The sequence below is a fragment of the Undibacterium sp. GW821-FHT11B02 genome, from assembly GCF_058808955.1.
Map to the genome: position 1 here is coordinate 95,864 of NZ_JBXASD010000004.1, position 20,197 is coordinate 116,060.

Annotated in this window: 20 protein-coding genes and 1 riboswitch; of the genes, 16 read left to right on the top strand and 4 right to left on the bottom strand. The window is 51.5% G+C overall.

Annotation, left to right across the window (positions count from 1 at the left end; all coding sequences use genetic code 11):
* Positions 1-49 precede the first annotated feature (49 nt).
* Positions 50-796: a glycerophosphodiester phosphodiesterase gene (ugpQ, locus tag AC1RVX_RS09410; RefSeq protein ID WP_493216324.1), complete on the bottom strand. Its 747-nt coding sequence runs from the start codon at positions 794-796 to the stop codon at positions 50-52.
* Positions 797-856: 60 nt separating this feature from the next.
* Here ugpQ and AC1RVX_RS09415 point away from each other — a divergent pair, with 60 nt between their 5' ends.
* The 13 genes from AC1RVX_RS09415 (at position 857) to AC1RVX_RS09475 (ending at position 12,885) form a co-directional block, all read left to right on the top strand.
* On the top strand, positions 857-2,098 hold the full coding sequence (locus AC1RVX_RS09415) for a CaiB/BaiF CoA transferase family protein (protein WP_493216325.1): 1,242 nt from the start codon (positions 857-859) through the stop codon (positions 2,096-2,098).
* 148 nt (positions 2,099-2,246) lie between these two features.
* Positions 2,247-3,383 (top strand): sensor histidine kinase, encoded by a 1,137-nt coding sequence (locus tag AC1RVX_RS09420; protein WP_493216326.1) that lies wholly within the window; start codon positions 2,247-2,249, stop codon positions 3,381-3,383.
* Positions 3,384-3,399: 16 nt separating this feature from the next.
* On the top strand, positions 3,400-4,221 hold the full coding sequence (locus AC1RVX_RS09425; RefSeq protein ID WP_493216327.1) for a LytR/AlgR family response regulator transcription factor: 822 nt from the start codon (positions 3,400-3,402) through the stop codon (positions 4,219-4,221).
* Positions 4,222-4,257: 36 nt separating this feature from the next.
* Positions 4,258-4,737 (top strand): GNAT family N-acetyltransferase, encoded by a 480-nt coding sequence (locus AC1RVX_RS09430; protein ID WP_493216328.1) that lies wholly within the window; start codon positions 4,258-4,260, stop codon positions 4,735-4,737.
* A 48-nt stretch (positions 4,738-4,785) separates the two neighbouring features.
* Positions 4,786-5,691, top strand: coding sequence for a sulfurtransferase (locus tag AC1RVX_RS09435; protein WP_493216329.1), 906 nt, complete (start codon positions 4,786-4,788; stop codon positions 5,689-5,691).
* A 349-nt stretch (positions 5,692-6,040) separates the two neighbouring features.
* Positions 6,041-8,101 (top strand): M13 family metallopeptidase, encoded by a 2,061-nt coding sequence (locus AC1RVX_RS09440; protein WP_493216330.1) that lies wholly within the window; start codon positions 6,041-6,043, stop codon positions 8,099-8,101.
* A 306-nt stretch (positions 8,102-8,407) separates the two neighbouring features.
* Positions 8,408-8,854, top strand: coding sequence for a hypothetical protein (locus AC1RVX_RS09445; RefSeq protein ID WP_493216331.1), 447 nt, complete (start codon positions 8,408-8,410; stop codon positions 8,852-8,854).
* Positions 8,851-9,678, top strand: a complete 828-nt coding sequence (locus tag AC1RVX_RS09450) for a DUF2145 domain-containing protein (RefSeq protein WP_493216332.1) — start codon at positions 8,851-8,853, stop codon at positions 9,676-9,678. The genes AC1RVX_RS09445 and AC1RVX_RS09450 overlap by 4 nt, the downstream gene beginning before the upstream one ends.
* A 152-nt stretch (positions 9,679-9,830) precedes the next feature.
* Entirely contained in the window at positions 9,831-11,096 is a 1,266-nt protein-coding gene (locus tag AC1RVX_RS09455) for an RNA polymerase sigma factor (protein ID WP_493216333.1), read from the top strand.
* Positions 11,097-11,198: 102 nt separating this feature from the next.
* Entirely contained in the window at positions 11,199-11,621 is a 423-nt protein-coding gene (locus tag AC1RVX_RS09460) for a VOC family protein (protein WP_493216334.1), read from the top strand.
* A 27-nt stretch (positions 11,622-11,648) separates the two neighbouring features.
* Positions 11,649-11,999 (top strand): YciI family protein, encoded by a 351-nt coding sequence (locus AC1RVX_RS09465; RefSeq protein WP_493216335.1) that lies wholly within the window; start codon positions 11,649-11,651, stop codon positions 11,997-11,999.
* 9 nt (positions 12,000-12,008) lie between these two features.
* Positions 12,009-12,389 carry a VOC family protein gene (locus AC1RVX_RS09470; protein WP_493216336.1) on the top strand — a complete coding sequence of 127 codons (381 nt, stop codon included), beginning with the start codon at positions 12,009-12,011 and terminating at the stop codon, positions 12,387-12,389.
* A 91-nt stretch (positions 12,390-12,480) separates the two neighbouring features.
* A complete protein-coding gene (locus AC1RVX_RS09475; RefSeq protein WP_493216337.1) occupies positions 12,481-12,885 on the top strand; it encodes a VOC family protein in 405 nt (134 codons plus the stop codon).
* A gap of 75 nt (positions 12,886-12,960) precedes the next feature.
* On the opposite strand, the gene AC1RVX_RS09480 is transcribed toward AC1RVX_RS09475, so the two are convergent.
* Both AC1RVX_RS09480 and AC1RVX_RS09485 read right to left on the bottom strand, forming a co-directional pair.
* Entirely contained in the window at positions 12,961-13,530 is a 570-nt protein-coding gene (locus AC1RVX_RS09480; protein ID WP_493216338.1) for a flavodoxin family protein, read from the bottom strand.
* Between the two features lie 89 nt (positions 13,531-13,619).
* Positions 13,620-14,321, bottom strand: coding sequence for a pirin family protein (locus AC1RVX_RS09485; protein ID WP_493216339.1), 702 nt, complete (start codon positions 14,319-14,321; stop codon positions 13,620-13,622).
* Positions 14,322-14,439: 118 nt separating this feature from the next.
* On the opposite strand from AC1RVX_RS09485, the gene AC1RVX_RS09490 reads away from it, so the two are divergent.
* Both AC1RVX_RS09490 and gluQRS read left to right on the top strand, forming a co-directional pair.
* Complete coding sequence (locus AC1RVX_RS09490) at positions 14,440-15,357, top strand: LysR family transcriptional regulator (RefSeq protein ID WP_493216340.1); 918 nt, start codon at positions 14,440-14,442, stop codon at positions 15,355-15,357.
* A 9-nt stretch (positions 15,358-15,366) separates the two neighbouring features.
* Complete coding sequence (gluQRS, locus tag AC1RVX_RS09495; protein ID WP_493216341.1) at positions 15,367-16,260, top strand: tRNA glutamyl-Q(34) synthetase GluQRS; 894 nt, start codon at positions 15,367-15,369, stop codon at positions 16,258-16,260.
* A gap of 83 nt (positions 16,261-16,343) precedes the next feature.
* On the opposite strand, the gene AC1RVX_RS09500 is transcribed toward gluQRS, so the two are convergent.
* Positions 16,344-16,841 carry a hypothetical protein gene (locus AC1RVX_RS09500; protein WP_493216342.1) on the bottom strand — a complete coding sequence of 166 codons (498 nt, stop codon included), beginning with the start codon at positions 16,839-16,841 and terminating at the stop codon, positions 16,344-16,346.
* Between the two features lie 521 nt (positions 16,842-17,362).
* Positions 17,363-17,449: riboswitch (cyclic di-GMP riboswitch) on the top strand.
* Positions 17,450-17,531: 82 nt separating this feature from the next.
* On the opposite strand from AC1RVX_RS09500, the gene AC1RVX_RS09505 reads away from it, so the two are divergent.
* Positions 17,532-20,144, top strand: a complete 2,613-nt coding sequence (locus AC1RVX_RS09505) for a putative Ig domain-containing protein (protein WP_493216343.1) — start codon at positions 17,532-17,534, stop codon at positions 20,142-20,144.
* The last annotated feature ends 53 nt before the right edge of the window (positions 20,145-20,197 follow it).

Sequence of the window (20,197 nt, forward strand, 5' to 3'; positions counted from 1 at the left end):
AGTCCTAAAGATATTACTTTTTAAACAATAAAAACTATCTATTTAGCAATTAAAAATCCGCAGGTATCAAATCCAGCCTGTCGGTACAGAAGGCATCAACGCCCCAGTGCAGGATTTCTGTCGCCCGCTCTGGTGTGTTGACGGTATAGCAAAACACGCCATAACCGGCATCTTTGATTTCCCTCGTGGTTTCTGGTGTCAGGTATTTGTGATTGGTGTGCAAAGCGCGGGCGGCCAGTTCTTGCAGGCGGGCTTTCCAGTCAGGTGTGACTTTATCCATCAAAAAGCCACGCGGTATGGTCGGAGCAGCATGCTTGGCGGCCATCAGAGCTGCAAAAGAAAAAGAAGAAAACAAGGGTAAATGCTGGGCATCAATCACCGCAACGTCGGCAAACAGGGCTTGTGTCAGTTCTGCCACTACCTTGCCGGTTTCCTCTTCCGTGCCTGGCGAAGGTTTGATTTCCACATTCATCCAGATACCATGCTGGCGGCAAAAGTGCACAACGTCTGCATACAGCGGCACGGGTTCGTTTTTGAAACTGTCTGCAAACCATTTACCGGCATCCATTTTTTGCAAGTCTGCAGCCAGGGTATCGGCCACACGCCCATTGCCGGGGACGGTTCGACCAAATTCTGTGTCATGCATCAGCACAGGGATGCCATCCTTTGATAACATGACATCAAATTCCACGGCGGCAAAACCGTGTTCCCATCCGCAACGCATCGCTGCCAGGGTATTTTCTGGTGCCAGGATCCCGGCACCCCGATGGGCAATGACTTTTGGATAGGGCCACATGATGCACTCCAAATAAGCTGAAAAATAAGCAAACAAATAATGTTAATAGGATAATCGAAGATGCCGACGTCGTCGCTACAAAAAACTGCCCTGGGCCATATCCGCGTGCTGGATTTGACGCGGGTGCTGGCAGGCCCCTGGTGTGCACAAAACCTGGCAGACCTTGGCGCAGAAGTCATCAAGGTGGAAAAACCCGGCAGTGGCGACGACACCCGCACCTGGGGCCCACCCTACCTGCGTGATGCTGATGGCAATAACACCACGGAAGCGGCGTACTACCTCGCAGCCAATCGTGGCAAGCAAGCCATTACCGTTGATATGGCGACTGAACAGGGCCAACAGATCATTCGTGAACTGGCAGCCAAATCCGATGTCGTACTGGAAAATTACAAGGTCGGTCAGTTGAAGAAATATGGCCTGGATTATGAATCACTGAAATTGATCAAGCCCGATCTGGTGTATTGCTCCATCACCGGCTTTGGTCAGAATGGCCCTTACGCCCACCGTGCCGGGTATGACTTTATCGTGCAGGGCATGGGCGGCTTCATGTCACTGACCGGTGAACGCGATGACTTGCCTGGTGGTGGCCCACAAAAAGCCGGAGTGGCGATTGCCGATCTGATGACGGGCATGTATTCCACCATCGCTGTCATGGCAGCCCTGACCCACAGGGACAGGACGGGCGAAGGCCAGTACATTGATATGGCCTTGCTGGATGTACAGGTCGCCATGCTGGCGAACATGAACATGAATTACCTGGCCAGCGACAATGCACCCAAGCGTTGGGGCAATGCCCACCCAAATATCGTCCCCTACCAAACCTTTGCGACGGCAGATGGCCATATCATCGTCGCTGCCGGGAATGATGGTCAGTATAGAAAATTTGTACAGGCAGGCGGCCAGCCAGAACTGGCAGACGACCCGCGTTTCAGCGCCAACCCCAGCCGTGTCGCGCATCGCGATGTACTGGTACCCATGCTGGCAGAGATGGTCAAGCGCAAGACCAAGCAGGAATGGATCAGCCTGCTGGAAGATGCTGGCGTACCTTGCGGCCCCATCAACAAATTGAATGAGGTATTTGAAGACCCTCAGGTACAGGCACGCGAGATGCAGTTCAGCCTGCCCCACCCTACTGCCGGTCAGGTGAAACTGGTGGCAAGCCCGATGAAGTTGTCGGCAACGCCAGTCACTTACCCATCGGCACCACCTTTGCTGGGGCAGCATACCCAGGCAATACTGACTGATCTGCTGGGCTATGACGAGCAACAACTAGCAGCACTAAAAACCAAAAACATTATATAAAACAAACTGACATGGACCTGGCACGTGTTCATTCGCGCCGGTTTGGCTAGGCTTTACGACAAAAAACACAGCCTTTGTCCTGTTTGCATGTTGCATAGACAGCAGACAGCGTAAGCTGCAAGCACGAAGATACCCGACACAAGATGAAATGAACAACAAATTTTTGCACCAAACCCAGGCGTATTTGCAGTCAAAATTAAAGCCTGAACATTACCAAAGCCTGGTAGGTGTTATCGGGGACATGCCGCGCCTGATAGCCATCAACCTGGCTTGCGGTTTCGCTGTTACCTTTGTCATGCATGGTGGCGGGAGTCTGTTTCACAACATCCTGTTTTCGATGTTCATCGGTTTCTCTGCCTATTTCCTGATCAAATTGCTCAAGCGACTTTTTTGGGGAGCAGGCACTCCGAACACCATCGTTTTTTACCTGATGTGTGTGATGGTGGCGCCCCTTGCTTTGGTTGTTGGCATGTTTATCGCAGCCCTTACATTTAATTATCCTGTCCCAGACATCAGTAAATTCAGATGGTCTTATATGGGTAGTTTTGTGACCCTGACATGCATCGTCTGCCTGGTGGCTACGTGGTCATTCTGGAATCGCGGCAAGATGGCAGACTTGCAGGCTTCTGCCGAAGCAGAAAAAGCCAAGAATGCAGCGATAGAAAAACAAGCCATGCAAGCCCAATTGCAAATGTTGCAGGCGCAGATAGAACCTCACATGTTGTTCAACACCCTGGCCAATCTGCAAGGTCTGATTGCTATCGACCCGCCACGCGCCCAGCACATGCTGGCGCAACTGATTGTGTATTTACGCAATACCCTGAGTTCATCCCGTTCAGAGCAAACCACGCTGAAGCAAGAATTTACACTCATGCAAGCTTATCTGGAATTGCTGGCCATACGCATGGGCAAGCGCCTGAACTACACCCTGGATTTGCCTGATGATTTGCAACAAACCCCTATCGCCCCCATGCTCTTGCAACCGCTGGTGGAAAACGCCATCAAGCATGGACTCGAACCAAAGATGGAAGGCGGCAGCATCCACGTCATTGCCGAAAAACAAGGCACGCAACTACATCTGAAAATCATTGATACCGGCCTGGGCCTGCCCTTCAATTATGAGGACGACAAGAACGCCAGCGACACGGACCAGCATGTCGGCAATGCCAATATACGCGAACGCCTGCGAGCCCTGTATGGACAGCAAGCCAGCCTTAGCCTGCAAGCCAATCAACCCGAGGGCGCGATTGCCCACCTCATCATCCCTCTTAAAGATTTAATGTGAGTATCTATAAATGACCATGACAGCCAAACGTGCCCTGATCGCCGAAGACGAACCGATACTTTCGCTAACCTTGCAAAAGATGCTGGAAAAGCTCTGGCCTGAACTGCAACTGTGTGCCGTCGTTGAGAATGGCGTACAGGCCGTGCAGGAAGCATTGGACAAACAGCCTGACATCCTGTTTCTCGACATTAAAATGCCTGGCAAGACCGGGCTGGAAGTGGCACAGGAACTGGCCGAGGAATGGCCAGACAACAAAGCCTTCCCCCTGATCGTCTATGTAACGGCATACGACGAATATGCCATACAGGCCTTTGAGCATTCAGTATCCGATTACGTACTGAAACCGGTCAGTGAAGAACGCCTGACAAAGACAGTACAAAGATTGCAAGCCAGGCTGGATGACGGTGCACAAAGACCCAATGAGCTGGAACGGGTGCTGGAGCAATTACGCCACCTTGTACCAGGACAGGCACTGTCAGTTGGTACTAACACCGGCAACCAGGCAACGCCAGAACGCCTGCGCATTATCCGCGCCGCCGTCGGTAACCAGATACGCATGATACCGGTCGACGATGTACTGTATTTTGAAGCGACTGACAAATACATCAATGTCGTCACCAAAGAACATTCATCCCTGATACGCAGCAGCCTGCGCGAATTACTGCCGCAACTGGACAGCAGCATCTTCTGGCAAATCCACCGCAGCACCGTGGTCAATACCCTGCATATACAGATCGCCAACAAGGATGAAACGGGCAAGATCAGCCTGAAGTTGAAAGGTAGCGAAGACAAATTGCAAGTGAGTAGAGTGTATGCACACTTATTCAGACAGATGTAAGCTATTCTATTTGAAAATGAACCAGACAAAATACTGATGAGCGCAACAAAAGACTTAAACGATTTGCAATGGCAATGTGCCAGCTTTGCCGAATTGAGCAATCTGCAATTGCATGCAATTTACCAGGCACGTTCTGCCGTGTTTATCATTGAACAAAATTGTGTGTATCAGGATGTGGATGGCAAAGATCCGCTTTCGCACCACCTCACTGCCTGGACGCCAGAAGGCGAAGTGGCCGCTTACCTGCGCATCGTTCCCGCCGGTATCAGCTTTGCTGAAGCCTCGCTGGGGCGAGTGATCAGTAGCAAAGACTGGCGTGGCACCGGCGTTGGCAAAGCTTTAATTGCAAATGGCATCAAGGCTCTGCATGACTTGTACCCAGCCGCCAATATCCGCATAGGTGCCCAGGCATACCTGGAAAAATTCTATGGCAGCTTTGGTTTTGAGACCGTTTCCGACATCTATCTGGAAGACGATATTCCCCATATTGAGATGCTATTGACCGCAAAAACCTGACTAAATCGCTTATAATGCTGCCAAATCAATGACTTACTGAATTTCATCATGTCCGCTGTAATACAAACACCCGATAAACCTTACGTCAATATTTCTGCCTACAAGTTCATCACCTTCAACGACACCGCTGAAAAACGCCAGGTGTTTCTGGACAAATGCAAGGAACTCAATCTGAAGGGCACGGTACTGCTGACGCCGGAGGGCATCAATATGTTCCTGGCCGGTTTGCGCCATGAAATTGATGCGTATATGGATTGGCTGCACCAGGACCCGCGTTTTGCAGACGTGGTTGCCAAGGAAAGTTTTTCTGATCACCAGCCGTTCACCAAGATACTGGTCAAGCTGAAGTCAGAAATCATCACCATGCGCATGCCATTGATCAAGCCGGAAGAAGGCCGCGCCCCTGCCGTCGATGCACATACGCTGAAGCGCTGGCTGGATCAGGGTCATGACGACAATGGCAAGCCTGTGGTCATGGTTGATACCCGTAATGATTTTGAAGTCGATGTTGGCAGCTTTGACAATACCATCGATTACCGCATTGCCAAGTTCACCGAATTCCCGGCTGTTATCGAAGCCAACCGTGACGCCTTGAATGACAAGACGGTAGTGACTTTCTGTACCGGCGGCATACGCTGTGAAAAAGCCGCCATCCATATGCAGAACGTTGGCTTTGAAAGTGTCTATCAACTGGAAGGCGGCATACTCAAGTATTTTGAGGAAGTCGGCGGCGACCATTACCATGGTGACTGCTTTGTATTTGACTATCGCACTGCACTGAACCCGCAACTGGAAGCCACCGATACCAAACAGTGCTTTGCCTGCCGCGCGGTAGTGACACCACGCGAGCAATTGTCTCCATGGTATATCCCTGGCAAATCTTGCCCACATTGCAAAAAAGAATCCACTGCTGCCGACGGCCAGGCAACATCAGTGGAAGCCACTGCCGGATAATCCTGTCAGTACCTACAATGGAAAGCGCATTTCTGATTAGCTCAGAAATGCGCTTTTTGCTTTATTGGCCGGAACTAAGCTTGTCGCGACAGGTCATAGTTCCAGCTGCACCAGTCACTTATAACTCATAGGACTTACGCAAAATTGTCCCAGCAAGGCTCTCGCATGAGGAACCCGTCCTTGCAAGGACGGATCGTTTCGTCGGCAGGCAACGTGTTGCCTGAAACCCCGACTGCACCGTCAGCGACGAAGATAGTACTTTAGTACGCGGCTCCTAGGAGAGGAGCTGCAACGCAGCTGGGGCGGTTTTACGTAAGTCCTAATTCAAACAAAAACAGGGTCAATCTATATGAAACACCTCGTCCTCAGCACCCTCACCCTTGCGCTGCTGGCCCCTGCCTGTCAGGCTGCCGATACAGCAACAGACACTACCGTAGCCAGGAGCACCGCCCTGGGTTCTGGTATCAAACCAGAAAACATGGACAAGAACACGCGTGCACAGGATGATTTTTATCGCTATGCACAAGGTGGTTGGCTGAAGGCAAATGACATCCCATCCGACAAGTCAGATTGGGGCACCTTCATGCAGGCACGCGAAGACGTGCAGCAACAATTACGCAGCATCGTTGAAGGTGCGGCAGCAGACGGCAATAAAGTCGCTGGTTCAGACAGGCAGAAAATCGGTGACCTGTATAACAGTTTCATGGATGAGCAAAAACTGAATGCACTCGGCATACAGTCATTGAAGACCGAACTGGCAGCCATCGCCGCGCTGCCAGATAAAAAAGCCCTCCCAGCACTGATTGCCCATTTCCACGAAATCGGCGTGACCACACCACTGCGTGTCGGTATTCATCAGGACAATAAAAATTCCAGCCAATATGTCGTCGGTGTGTCCCAAAGTGGCCTGGGTTTGCCAAACCGAGATTATTATCTGAAGCTGGATGATCCCAAGATGACGGATATCCGCAACAAATACCAGTCGCATGTAGAAAAAATGCTGGCGCTGGCTGGCGAAAAAAATGCCGCTGGCCAGGCAAAAAGCGTCGTCGCGCTGGAAACTGAAATTGCCAAGGCGCAGTGGACAGCCGTCGAAAACCGCAACCCAGTCAAAGGCTACAACAAGTTTGCCGTCAGTGATCTGGCAACGCTGACGCCCGCTTACGACTGGCAAACCTATTTGCAAGCCGCTGGTATGGCAGGCAAAATCAATGAATTGATCGTCCAGCAGCCAAGCTATGTCAAAGGCTTGAATGAGAGCCTGAACACAAACACACTGGATGCATGGAAATCGTATTTCACCTGGCATTTGATCAACACCTATGCGTCGGCTCTGTCTTCCGATTTCGTGAATGAAGATTTTGCCTTCAAAGGTGCACTGATTGCCGGCACCAAGGAAAACCGTACTCGTGACAAGCGCGGTATTGCACTGGTTGACCAGGTGCTGGGTGAAGCAGTAGGTAAGGCTTATGTAGAAAAATATTTCTCGCCTGAAGTCAAACAACGTACAGAAAAAATGGTTGGCTATTTCCTGGCGGCGTTCAAACAAAGTATTGATACGCTGGACTGGATGAGTCCGGAAACCAGGAAACAGGCGCAGATCAAATTATCCAAGATCAGTGTCAAGATCGGTTACCCGAACAAGTGGCTGGATTATTCCAAACTGACTATCCGCAGCGATGACCTGGTTGGTAATCTCATGCGTGCGCGCGCTTTTGCCCATGACAGGGAAATTGCAAAACTAGGCAAACCTATCGACCGCGAAGAATGGCATATGACGCCGCAGACCGTGAACGCCTATTACAGTCCGGAGATGAATGAAATCGTCTTCCCGGCGGCACGCCTGCAATCGCCACTGTTTGATGTCAATGCCGAAGATGCCTTCAACTATGGCGCACTGGGTATTTCCATCGGCCATGAAATCAGCCATGCCTTTGATGACCAAGGCTCACAATACGATGGTGACGGCAACTTGCGCAACTGGTGGACTGCAGAAGACAAAGAAAAATTCAAGAACAAGACCAGAATACTGGTCGAACAATACAATGGCTACAGCCCGGTACCCGGGTACTTCCTCAATGGTGAACTGACACTGGGCGAAAACATTGCCGACAATGCCGGTATTGTCATGGCCTTGCGTGCCTACAAACTGTCGCTGGAAGGCAAACCGGCACCTGTGATTGATGGCTGGACGGCTGAGCAGCGCCTGTTCATGGGGCTGGCTCAGGCCAGACGCAGCATGTCACGTGAAGCGCGCGCGATTACCCTGGTCAAGACCGATCCACATTCAACTGGCGAATTCCGCGTCAACGGCAGCATGGTCAATCATCCGGATTTTTATACGTCCTTTGATGTAAAACCGGGTGACAAGATGTACCTGACACCAGAAAAACGCGTTGCCATTTGGTAAGTAACGTCCAGGTTAGCCTACTACTTAATGCAATAAGCAAAGGGCCGGAGTTTTCCGGCCCTTCGTGTATTTGCAATACGGTCATCGGCAAAGGCATCATATTGCGCTACCTTTTCTGTAACTATTTGCTACTAACGACAAATAACTTGTCCTTTTGTGGTCTCATCGTAAAGTGAGAACTTCGAGGCAGTTGTAAACTTAACCAGGCGGTGTTGTGCCCCCTTGCCGTACTAAAGTACTGTCTGCGTCGGCACGCCTAGCCAGCTTGAGTTTGCAACTGCCTCTAACATCAACGAAGGAGATACCGTGTCAACACAAATGCAAAGATTTGCTCGAAATACCGCCCTGATTGCAGCGCTGTGCACGTCCAGCCTGTTTGCGGCCCAGGCGCAGGCGGGTGATTGTCTGTCATGCGGTCAGCCATCGAACGGATCCGAAGCCCTGTCTGCGGGCGTCGGCATTGTCATGCTGGGCAGTATGTCCATGGTGATGGGTTCTGGCCAGATCGTCGTTGACAGCGTAAAAACAGCTGCGGATGGTGTCACCGTAGTACTGAAAGGTTCGACCGAAGCGGCCAGCGCGACCATCAAGTTGTCTGGCAAGGGTATAGAAAAAGCCGCACTGGTCAGTGGTGCAGTGGTCGAGGTCAGTGCCACCACTACTGGCTATCTGTTGATCAGTGCTGGCAAGGCACTGGCATTTATACCGAATGAAGTCGGCAGTTCACTCATGCATCACTCCAGGGTGCAATGATGCAGCGCCCGGTATTAAGACGGTTACAGACAGCTGGCAGTGTCTGGATCAGACATTGCTTGCTGCTGGCCTGCCTGGTATTGAGCCTGCCGTCTTTTGCCGGTCGTCCTTGTGAAGAAAGTGCGCTTGACCCCAGAAAAGCCATGCAGGCACTGGAGCTGGCGCAAAAGACCAAACTCAGGCTGGATGACAGCAAGGCAGAAATCGCCATCATCGCCCGTGTCGGTCAGGATTTATCCAAATACAAGCTGCGCTATTCCCATCTGGGGCTGATACAGCATTTGCCAGATGGCACCTGGTCAGTCATGCACGAACTGAACCAGTGTGGCACCGCCGATTCCGACCTGTTTCGTGAGGGCCTGGGCAATTTCTTCCTGGACGACATGTTCGCCTTTGAAACCCTGATCCTCATCCCCAGCCCGGAACTGCAGCAACGCCTCAAACTGCTCATGACCAATGGCCGTGCCAAAAACCTGCATGCAGCCCGCTACAACATGCTGTCTTATCCGTTTTCAACGACCTACCAGAATTCCAACCAATGGGCACTGGAAGTCATTGCCGCAGCCCAGGCCACGGATATGCAGATAGAAACCCGCAGTCAAGCCCAGGCGTGGCTGAAGGCCGCAGCCTACCAGCCAGATACCTTGCAAATCTCCACCATGACCCGGCTGGGTGCTCGCATGTTCAGAGCCAACGTGAGCTTTGATGACCACCCCTTTGACCGCCGCATGGCAGGCCAGATTGATACCGTCACCGTGGAATCCATCGTCAGGTTCATGATGGCCAAAGACCCGAAAACAGAGAAACTGGTATTTGGCTTGTAGAAGCCCCCTCACCGGGGCATGTCAGATGGCATGCCCCACTCTGACAGTGTTACACTTCTGACCACCCGGACCAGTGCATTCCAAAGCTGATGGCATAGTCATATGCTTGCCTCGGTCTGGCTTGATAATCACAGCCATGAATGATCCAGGTGATGACTGCAAGCAGCAATTTCCAGTACGAACAAGTCAAACAAAGCGTTCAGGATTTATACCGGAGCGATGGCAGACGCGTGTTTGCAACGCTGGTACATTTGCTGGGTGACTTCGATATCGCAGAAGAAGCCCTGCACGAAGCCTTCAAAGCTGCGCTGGAACAATGGCCACAGAAAGGTATGCCCGATCACCCGCACACCTGGCTGGTGTCGGCAGGACGCTACAAGGCTATCGACAGCATACGCAGGCAAAGACGTTTTGATCCGCTGGACCAGCATATCGATACGGTAGAAGCGCTGGCAGATGAAAGCGCCTTGCCCGGCGAAGCAGAGCTCATGGAAGACGACAGGCTGCGCCTGATCTTCACTTGCTGCCATCCAAGCATGGCGGCAGATGCCCAGATCGCCCTGACCCTGCGAGAAGTCTGCGGCCTGACAACTGAAGAAATTGCCCATGCCTTCCTGACCCCGCCCCCCACACTGGCGCAGCGCATCGTGCGGGCCAAGGCAAAAATCCGCGATGCGAATATCCCCTACCAGGTACCAGAAAAAGCGGACCTCCCAGCCCGCCTGCAAAGTGTGTTGCGGGTGATTTACCTGGTTTTCAACGAAGGTTATTCCAGTTCTGCTGGTGCATCGGCCTTGCGTCTTGATCTGGCAGCCGAAGCCATTCGACTGGCACGCCTGCTGCAAGAATTATTGCCGGAACCCGAGGTCAGCGGCTTGCTGGCGCTGATGCTCTTGCATGAATCGCGCAGCCCTGCCCGCACCAATGCCAACGGCGACTTGATTACGCTAGAGCAGCAAAACAGGCAATTGTGGGATCAGGCTTTGATCGCAGAAGGATCAGCACTGGTGGAGCAGGCTTTACGCTCGGGCCGCTTTGGTGCCTATACCTTGCAGGCTGCCATATCAGCCGTCCACGCAGAAGCAACAAGTTATACCGATACCGACTGGCCGCAGATAGTCGGCTTATATGACGCGCTGCTACGTGTTGAAACCAGCCTGGTCATAGAATTGAATCGTGCGATCGCCCTTTCCATGTGTACAGATGGATTGAAAACAGGCTTGCAACTGGTGGAAAACCTGCTACAAAAGAATGAAATGCAAAACTATCATCTCGCCCATGCTGCCAGGGCAGACTTGCACAGACGCAGTGGAAATTTACAGCAGGCAATATTATCGTATGAACAGGCCCTGTGTCTGTGCAAACAGGAACCAGAACGTCGTTTCTTGCAAAACAAGCTGCTTGAATTAAAAAAATAAAATTTTTTTGTATTTGTGTCGATTCCCTGTCCCTCCAATCGACTATCTGATGTGAAGACGCTTTCACACTCTTTTGAAAATCAACTTATCAAGGAATTGATCATGCCACATCCTATAGCGTATTTGAGTTTCGACGGCAACTGCAAAGAAGCCATGCGATTTTATGAACAAGCCCTGGGCGGCAAAATCACCATCATGATGAGTGGTGCCGAATCGCCCATGGCAGCAATGATGCCGCAAGAATCCGCACACCGCATCTTGCATGCCCGGCTTGAATTGCCGGACGGTGGAATGTTGTACGCTGGCGACTGCCCGCAACAGATGCCGTATGAAGGTATCAAGGGGGTGTCATTCACCCTTAATTATGATACGACAGAAGAAGCTGCCAAAATCTTTAATGCACTGGCAGAAGGTGGCACGATCACCATGCCTGTGCAACCCGCATTCTGGGCAAAGTCCTGGGGCATGCTGCTGGATAAATTTGGCACATCCTGGAATATCAACGGCGTTCTGCTGCCGATCTGATTCTTTTCCATCCTTGCTGGAGACGCTATGAAATACCTATGCCTGGTGTATCTCGACAATGAGCACTGGAACGCCTGCCCCGACGAAAAATGTGGCGCGTATGCGCAAGGTTTGATGGACAGTGGCCACATGCTGGCCGCCGAACCCCTGCACCCGGTCCATACCGCAACCACGGTCAGGGTCAGGAACGGGCAATTGTCCGTCACTGATGGCCCGTTTGCCGAGACCAAGGAAATGCTGGCTGGCTTTTACCTCATCGATGCGAGGGATCTCAACGAGGCCATACAACTGGCTGCGAAAATCCCGCCAGCCCAACATGGCAGTATAGAAGTGCGCCCAGTGCGTGCGCTGGACTTGCCAGCGGCAATAACAAGTTAAGGAGATAAAATGCACAAGCAAATCTTTGTCAACCTGCCTGTCAAAGACCTGTCGCGCTCCAGGGAATTCTGGAGCAGCCTGGGTTACAGCTTTGACCCCAAATTCACCAGTGACAACGCCGCCTGCGTCATCTTAGGTGAAGGCATCCTGGTCATGCTGCTGGTGGAAGAACTCTTTGCCAGCTTTGCCCACAAACCCGTTTGCGATGCGCATGAACGGGTAGAAGTTTTGCATGCACTCTCTTGTGACAGCCGCGAACATGTCGATACCCTGATCGCAAAAGCCAGGGCTGCCGGTGCCACAGTGCCTGACGAAGCAGAAGACCATGGCTTCATGTATGCACAGGGTTTCTATGATCTTGACGGCCATGGTTGGAATTGCTGTGCATGAGCAACTGAAACTGAGTGCAAATAAAGCAGCTCAACTCACTGCCCGTACCTATAGATCACTAGAACACTACAACAAATAAAAGGAAGACAAAATGCATAAGCAAATCTTTGTAAATCTGTCTGTCAAAGACCTGCCCCGTTCCAAAGAATTCTGGAGCAGCCTCGGTTATAGCTTTGAGCCCAAATTCACGAATGACCAGGGCGCCTGCATGATACTGGGAGAAAACCTGTTCGTCATGTTGCTGGTCGAAGAATTTTTTGCCGGCTTTACCAACAAACCCATCAGCGATGCGCGTGAACGCACTGAAGTGTTGAACTGCCTGTCTTGCGACAGCCGCGAACAGGTCGATAGCCTGGTCGCCAAGGCAAAGGCTGCTGGTGCCACCGTACCTAAAGAACCAGTGGACCATGGTTTCATGTATGGACATGGCTTCCATGATATCGATGGACATGGCTGGGAACTGGTGCACATGGTAGCTGAAGGCGAATGCAAATAAATCGGCGCAAGTCTGATAGAAAAAATCCGCCAAACCTGTGATTTGGCGGATTTTTTACTTCATTTCAGCTTCAGCTTACTTAAACTTCGTGGCCACTTCCACAATACGTTTGCCAAACAATTTTGCGGTTTCCAGGTCACCTGGCAATGGGCCTTCTTCCGGCGTTGAATCAGATGGGGATTGTGTCATCAAACCGCTGAAGCTGGCGAGGTAATTAGTGTCATTGCGTTGCGCAGCCTTGCTGTTGGCTGGCATCAGGCCGGTGCCAACCCAGATCATGGAATGTTGTTGTGACAGCGTGAACAGGTAATGCAGGGTCGACAATTTATCGCCGTTCATCGATGCAGAATTGGTGAAGCCTGCAGCGATCTTGTCTTTCCAGACCTGGCTATACCATGGCTTGGAAGAAGCATCCGCAAATTTCTTGAACTGCCAGGATACGCTACCCATGTAGGTAGGCGAGCCAAAAACAATGGCATTCGCTGCCGCCAGACTGGCCCATTGTGCATCAGTGATATTGCCTTCTGCATCAATCTTGATCAGTTCCACATCCGCACCTGCTGCTGCGGCACCCGCGTGTACGGCTTCGGCTGCCTTGGTGGTATGGCCGTAACCTGAATGATAAACAATAGCGACTTTAGTCATGTTCTTGCTCCTTTTGTTAAAAGATAATTGGAAGAAAATCAGCAAATTCAGGCACCACTGCTGGAGTAGCACCCGAATCCGCTTGTCAATCAATGTGGTAAATCAAATACCAGTACTTCTGCCTGCTTGCCTTGCTCCAGGATGAGTTTTTCTTCATTCTGGATTTTTACGGCATCGCCTTCCTTCAGGCTCAAACCGTTGACAGTCAACTCACCGCGTGCCACATGCACATAGGTCAGACGGTCTGCTGCCAGTGCAACTTCCTGCCTTTGCTCTGCATCGAACAAACCTATCTGCAGACGTGCATTCTGGCGTATCTTGATGGAGCCATCGGCACCATCACCTGACACCACCAGACGTAAGCGGCCCTGTTTTTCTTCACGGCTGAATTCTTTTTCACCGTACAGTGGCTGACCGCCCAATTGGTCTGGCTGTATCCAGATTTGCAGTAGACGCGTATGTTCAGTGTTGGCCGGGTTAAATTCAGAATGACGTACGCCGGTACCTGCGCTCATGTACTGCACATTGCCCGGACGTATCGTACTGCCATTGCCCATACTGTCTTTGTGCGCAATCGCACCTTCCAGCACATAAGTGATGATTTCCATGTTCTGGTGCGGATGAGTACCAAAACCCATGGCCGGCGCAATCCAGTCATCATTGATGACACGCAGTGGGCCAAAACCCATATGCTGTGGGTCATAATATTCAGCAAATGAAAAACTGTGATGCGATTTGAGCCAGCCGTGCTCGGCGTAGCCGCGTTCTTGTGACGATCTAAGCGTAATCATATTAGTCCTTTCAAAATTCCTGATGAATGTTTTCAGGCGATGAACGTACTATATACGAGCAAAAACAATCAGATAAGGGTAAAATTTTCGACATCTCATTCAAATTTATTGAACAATCGTGAACCTGACTCTGGAAGCACTGCAAATCCTTGATGCGATAGACCGCAAAGGCAGCTTTGCGGCGGCTGCCGCTGCACTGGACAAGGTGCCGTCAGCCATCACCTACAGCATACGAAAACTGGAAGAGGATCTGGATGTCCTGCTGTATGACAGGCGCGGACACCGTGCCAAGTTGACACTGGCAGGTGAAGAATTACTGCTGCAGGGGCGTCACCTGCTGAACAGTGCGCAAGAACTGGAAAATCGGGTAAAACGTGCTGCCAGCGGCTGGGAGGCTGAGCTGCGCATCGTCATTGATGGCATCATACAATTTGATGATCTGATTCCTCTCATCAAGGAATTTGAACAACAAGCTTGCGGTACCCGGCTGCGCATTACCCAAGAAATTTTGTCGGGCGTATGGGAAACCATGGTGTCTGGCCGGGCTGACCTGGCCATAGGCGCCGCCTATGACGGCCCTGACGCCATACGCATGCAGGCCGAATTTCAAACCCGGGCACTTGGCAGTATAGAATGGGTATTTGCAGTCTCGCCGCAACATCCGCTGGCCCATGCAGCAGAACCACTTACGCCAGATATCCTGCAGGCACACAGGGCAATTGCCGTCGGTGATACCGGCCTGACCTTGCCGTCAATGACGTCCGGCCTGTTAAGCGGGCAAGATACCCTTACCGTACCGCATATGCAGGCCAAACTGGCAGCACAGCTGGCAGGCTTGGGTTGCGGTCATCTGCCACGCAGGCTGGCCCTGCCGCATTTGCGTGACGGTAGCCTGATTGAAAAGCAGACAGAAGGCAAACGTCCGTCTGGTGATAATCGCCTGGTCTGGCGCAGCACCAACAAAGGCAAGGCTTTGCTGTGGTTTTTACAAAAGTTGCAAGACCCTGTCGCGCAACGCATGCTGATAGGTAATTAAAGAATAGTCATGCAAGCAAAACAAATGTACGTAGGACGATTCGCCCCATCACCAACCGGCCCGCTGCACATGGGGTCCCTGGTTGCCGCCATGGCCAGTTATCTGGATGCCAAAGCCAATGATGGGCAATGGCTGTTGCGTGTGGAAGATCTGGATTTTGACCGCAACGTCAAAGGGGCCGATCAGCAAATCATCACATCACTACAGCGCTGCGGCATGGAATGGAATGGTGAAATACGCTGGCAAAGCCAGCGTCAACCACTGTATGAAGCTGCCTTGCAAAAACTCGGTGACTATGTTTACCCTTGCGCCTGCTCCCGCAAGGAAATTGCGGACTCGCGCCTGCGGCAGGGCGAAACTGCCAGCCAGATTTATCCTGGCACCTGTCGTCATGGCCTGGCACCCGGAAAAACTGCCAGGGCCTGGCGCCTGCGCGTGCCGGACGAAATCATCACATTCGAGGACCGCCTGTGCGGAATACAGACGCAAGACTTGGGCCGCGAAGTTGGCGATTTTGTCCTGAAACGCGCTGACGGTTTCTGGGCATATCAACTGGCCGTCGTTGTCGACGATGCAGAGCAGCATATCACCCACGTGGTACGCGGTGCCGACCTCATCGATTCCACCGCAAGGCAGATTTATTTGCAGCGCCTGCTGGGTTTGCCCACACCATCTTATCTGCACGTGCCTGTGGTCACCAATGCACTTGGTGAAAAACTGTCGAAGCAAACAGGAGCGCTGGCTTTTGACCGTGGTGACAATGATGTTTTATACGAGGCCCTCTTACCGGCAGCGCAATTTCTGGGTTTGAAATTGACATCGGCTGTTGAGGATATTCCCTTTTTCTGGCAAGTAGCGATTCAGGCTTGGAAAGAAAAACTGACCAGTATTAAAACTGCCTAATCAAGACTTACGCTACCATCAATCGCCATCAATAATAAACAAGGGCTGCAACGCAGCCCTTGAATTTTCATACCAAACAACGATTAATCCCTGTCATGTCCACGACCATGTTCATTGCCGCGTCCGTGGCCATGATCATCGCCACGTCTGTCATCATCGCGTCTTTCATCACGTCTTTCTTCTCCGCGCCGATAGTCACCGCGTCTTTCATCATGTTCACGGTAATAACCATCACGATAGCGAGGCACTACCTGAGTGTTGTACCAACTCTCCTGCACAAAATACACCGGGCGGTCGCAAGCATTATAGCGATAGCAATTTTTCTCCCATTTGTTCCTGTGGCCAGGTGGCACTACCAAATAAAGAGGAGGCTGCTCAACCGTGACGCGCTGTACGATACGAGGCTCACGATAAATAACTTGTGGCTGAGGAAAATTACCAATATCCACGTGACCGTAAAAACCAGGCTGCCCAAATTGAACGGACACGCCAACGTTCTGCGCTTGAGTCTGCACCGTCATGAGCAATGCGGCGCAGCTAGCGGCCGCAAGCAAGATTTTTTTGTATGTTATATGTTTCATTGATCGCTCCATTTTCATTACATTAAGCAACTGCAACCATTCGCAGCGCTTACACCACTACAACGTTTGTGAAGCTTTTCAGTTGACCGCTACGGTTAATATGTACTCAGAGGCACATTAAGTCTGTACGTTAGCCAACATAAATTCTGGTGACAATATCCACACATCTGCTGCAGGAATTCATTTAACAGCGTGCTCTTTCGCCCACTGTTGTGCTTTTAATTTCGAAGAAAGTTTCATATGTAATTTTTTCATTTTCAAATAAACAGAGCTTACAAAACGTCGTCCCAAATCAGCCCGGCACATGCTGCCATAGTGAGAACGACACATGTACTGATTTTACAAATTAATACTTTTTCATCCATTCAAAATCAATCAACCAGGCGTTCTCATGCTTTTGTTGTTAAAGAGAAATATAAACTTGTTTTAGCTACATGATTTCAACAATTATTGACATTTTTCTGCTTTATCCTGGATAGAAACTCTCATATCCTGAAACTGTTGTTTTATTTTTTGTTTCCCAAAATTGAGGGCAAACTCGTTGAAAGACGAGGACGCAAAGCCACCGGCCTACAGCGCAAATGCGCCATGGTAGCGGGGTTGCTGGTGATGTCATTGCTAAAGCTTTTCTCGCTGACGCATCGTATTCACTGTCGAATCACAGCCCTCTGCTGATATCGGAGTGCACACGTGATAACCACCAAGAACAAGCTTCTCACCAAATTCAAGCTGCGCTCGTGGCTGAATTTGGTTATCGCCGCCAGCGTGCTCACCGCCTGTGGCGGCGACGGTACTCAAAGCGCCAGTTCCAGCATCGCCCCAGCACCGGTAGCAACAGGCACGACCACTCTGGATGTGGCGTTACCAGTACTGCCGCCCGACATAGCTTCACAAACCACCACGCCTACATTTCATTTGGCACCTGTATTACTTGATGCGCCTGCCGATATTGATACCATGGATGGCAGCAGATCTGCACACACGCCTGCTGCCATGCAGGCCATACCGCGCGAATGGCAAGGTGTGCGTGGCCGTGGCCTGACCGTTGGTGCGATACGCGCACTGCCACGTCCAGAATTAGCACCTCCTCCTGTTGCTGGTAATGCACAACCTATGGCGGGTACCACCGTAGTATCCACCTATACACCTGCACAGATCAGGGCAGCCTACGGTTTGCCAGCACTTCCAGCCAGCACCAGCAGCTTGACCACGAGTCAGGCAGTGCAACTAGGTGCTGGACAGACGATCTATATTATCAATGCAAATCATGATCCAAATATTGTGGCTGAGCTTACAGCATTCAATCAAAAATTTGGCCTGCCCGCATGTACGGTAAAAACCATAGCTGCCACTACGTCTTTGCCCTTGGCAGCAGCATCTGCCAGCAGTTGTGAATTTTCAGTGGTGTACAACACCACGAATGGCGGCATGACCAGTACTGCACCGGCATTTGATTCTGGCTGGGCAACGGAAATAGCGCTTGACGTGCAATGGGCACATGCAACGGCACCGTTGGCCCGCATCATCTTGATTGAAGCTACTGACTCATCCATGAATAATTTGTTAGGGGGGATCAAGCTGGCAAATGCGATGGGCCCCGGAGTAGTGTCAATGAGCTTTGGTTCCAGCGAAGGCAGCTGGACGGCTGGTGTTGAAAGCACGTTCGCCACTGCGAAAATGACTTATCTTGCGGCAACCGGTGACAGTGGCCCTGCCGTAGAATGGCCAGCTGTTTCACCAAACGTACTGGCAGTAGGCGGCACCAGTCTTACCTACTCTGGCAGCACAAGGACAGAAGTTGCCTGGTCCAGTACCGGTGGCGGTGTCAGCGTTTATACAGCAACACCAGGCTACCAGACCAATGCCGTACCAGGAATGGGAACACCCGGCCATAGGAGTGTGGCGGATGTTTCCATGAACGCAGATCCGAATACTGGTCAATACGTGGCCGTCATGACACCCGGCAGTAGCACAGTAAGCTGGGTCAGTGCAGGTGGTACCAGTCTGGCCACACCGCAATGGGCTGGTATCGTCGCCGTTGCCAATGCGACACTCGTACAAGCGGGAAAACCCGTGCTTGGTGCACCTCATTCTGTGCTGTATAACAAAATAGCGACCACACCTGGCAGCTACGCCAGTGCTTTCGCGGATATCGCAAAAGGCAGCAATGGCACGTGCACGACATGCACTACAAAAACTGGATATGATCAACTGACTGGTCTTGGCACGCCAAACGTTAACAATTTACTGACCACGTTAGCTGGTACCGTTGTTGTCACCGCTCCTACGGTGACATCAGCAAGCATCAGTGGCCAGGTCGGTACAGCATTGAGTTTCACTGTTTCAGCTACTGCAGATAACCCGCTCACTTACACATTGAGCGGGAACCCGAGTGGCATGAGCATCAATAGCAGCGGCATCGTGACCTGGGCAACACCAGTTGCAGGCACCTATACTGTCATCGCCACTGCACTGGATACAAAAACAGGCTTGAGCGGTAAAGGCACCTACACAGTCGTCATTGCTGCTGCGACTCCACCTGTGGTCACCGCCGCCACAATCAATGGGGTGGCAGCAACCGCGCTGTCGTTCAATGTAACTGCCGCCTCTGGCAACACTTTAACCTATACGTTGACTGGTGCACCGTCAGGTATGAGTATCAGCACCACAGGTACAGTCAGTTGGGCGTCACCTGTCATTGGCACCTATTCCGTTACGGTCAATGCGACGGACAGTAAAACAGGTTTGACAGGCAAAGGTGTTTACACGATAGTCATCGCCCAACAACCTGCGCCCGTAGTGACCGCAGCAACGGTCAATGGGACAGTTGGCACGGCCCTGTCTTATACCGTCACCGTCAAAGCATCAAATACGGTCACCTGCACACTGACAGGTGCGCCCACTGGAATGAGCATCAGCACAGCGGGCACCATCACCTGGGCTAGCCCGGTTGCTGGCAACTACGCAGTCACGGTCGTCGCCAAAGATAGCAAGACGGGATTGAGCGGACAAGCCGTCATCAATGTCGGTGTGGTAGCGTCAGGTTTAAGCATCACCGCGCCTGCCATGACAGGCTCTGCAGGCAAGGCGTTGACTGGCAGCATCAGCATTACCGATCCGGGTGCCACTTCGGTTTCCATCTCTATTACCGGCGCGCCGCTGGGGCTGAATTTTGTCATGAGCGGCTTGAATATTTCAACCAGCTGGGCCAGCCCTGTCAAAGGTAGTTACACCATGGTGATTACCGTGACTGACAATTTCGGCAGAGCAGCCACAGCCAGGGTGCCTATTACTATTAGCTGATGTTAAAAAAGGGCGGAGCTGAAGGCTCCGCCCTTTGTATTCACGTCACAACA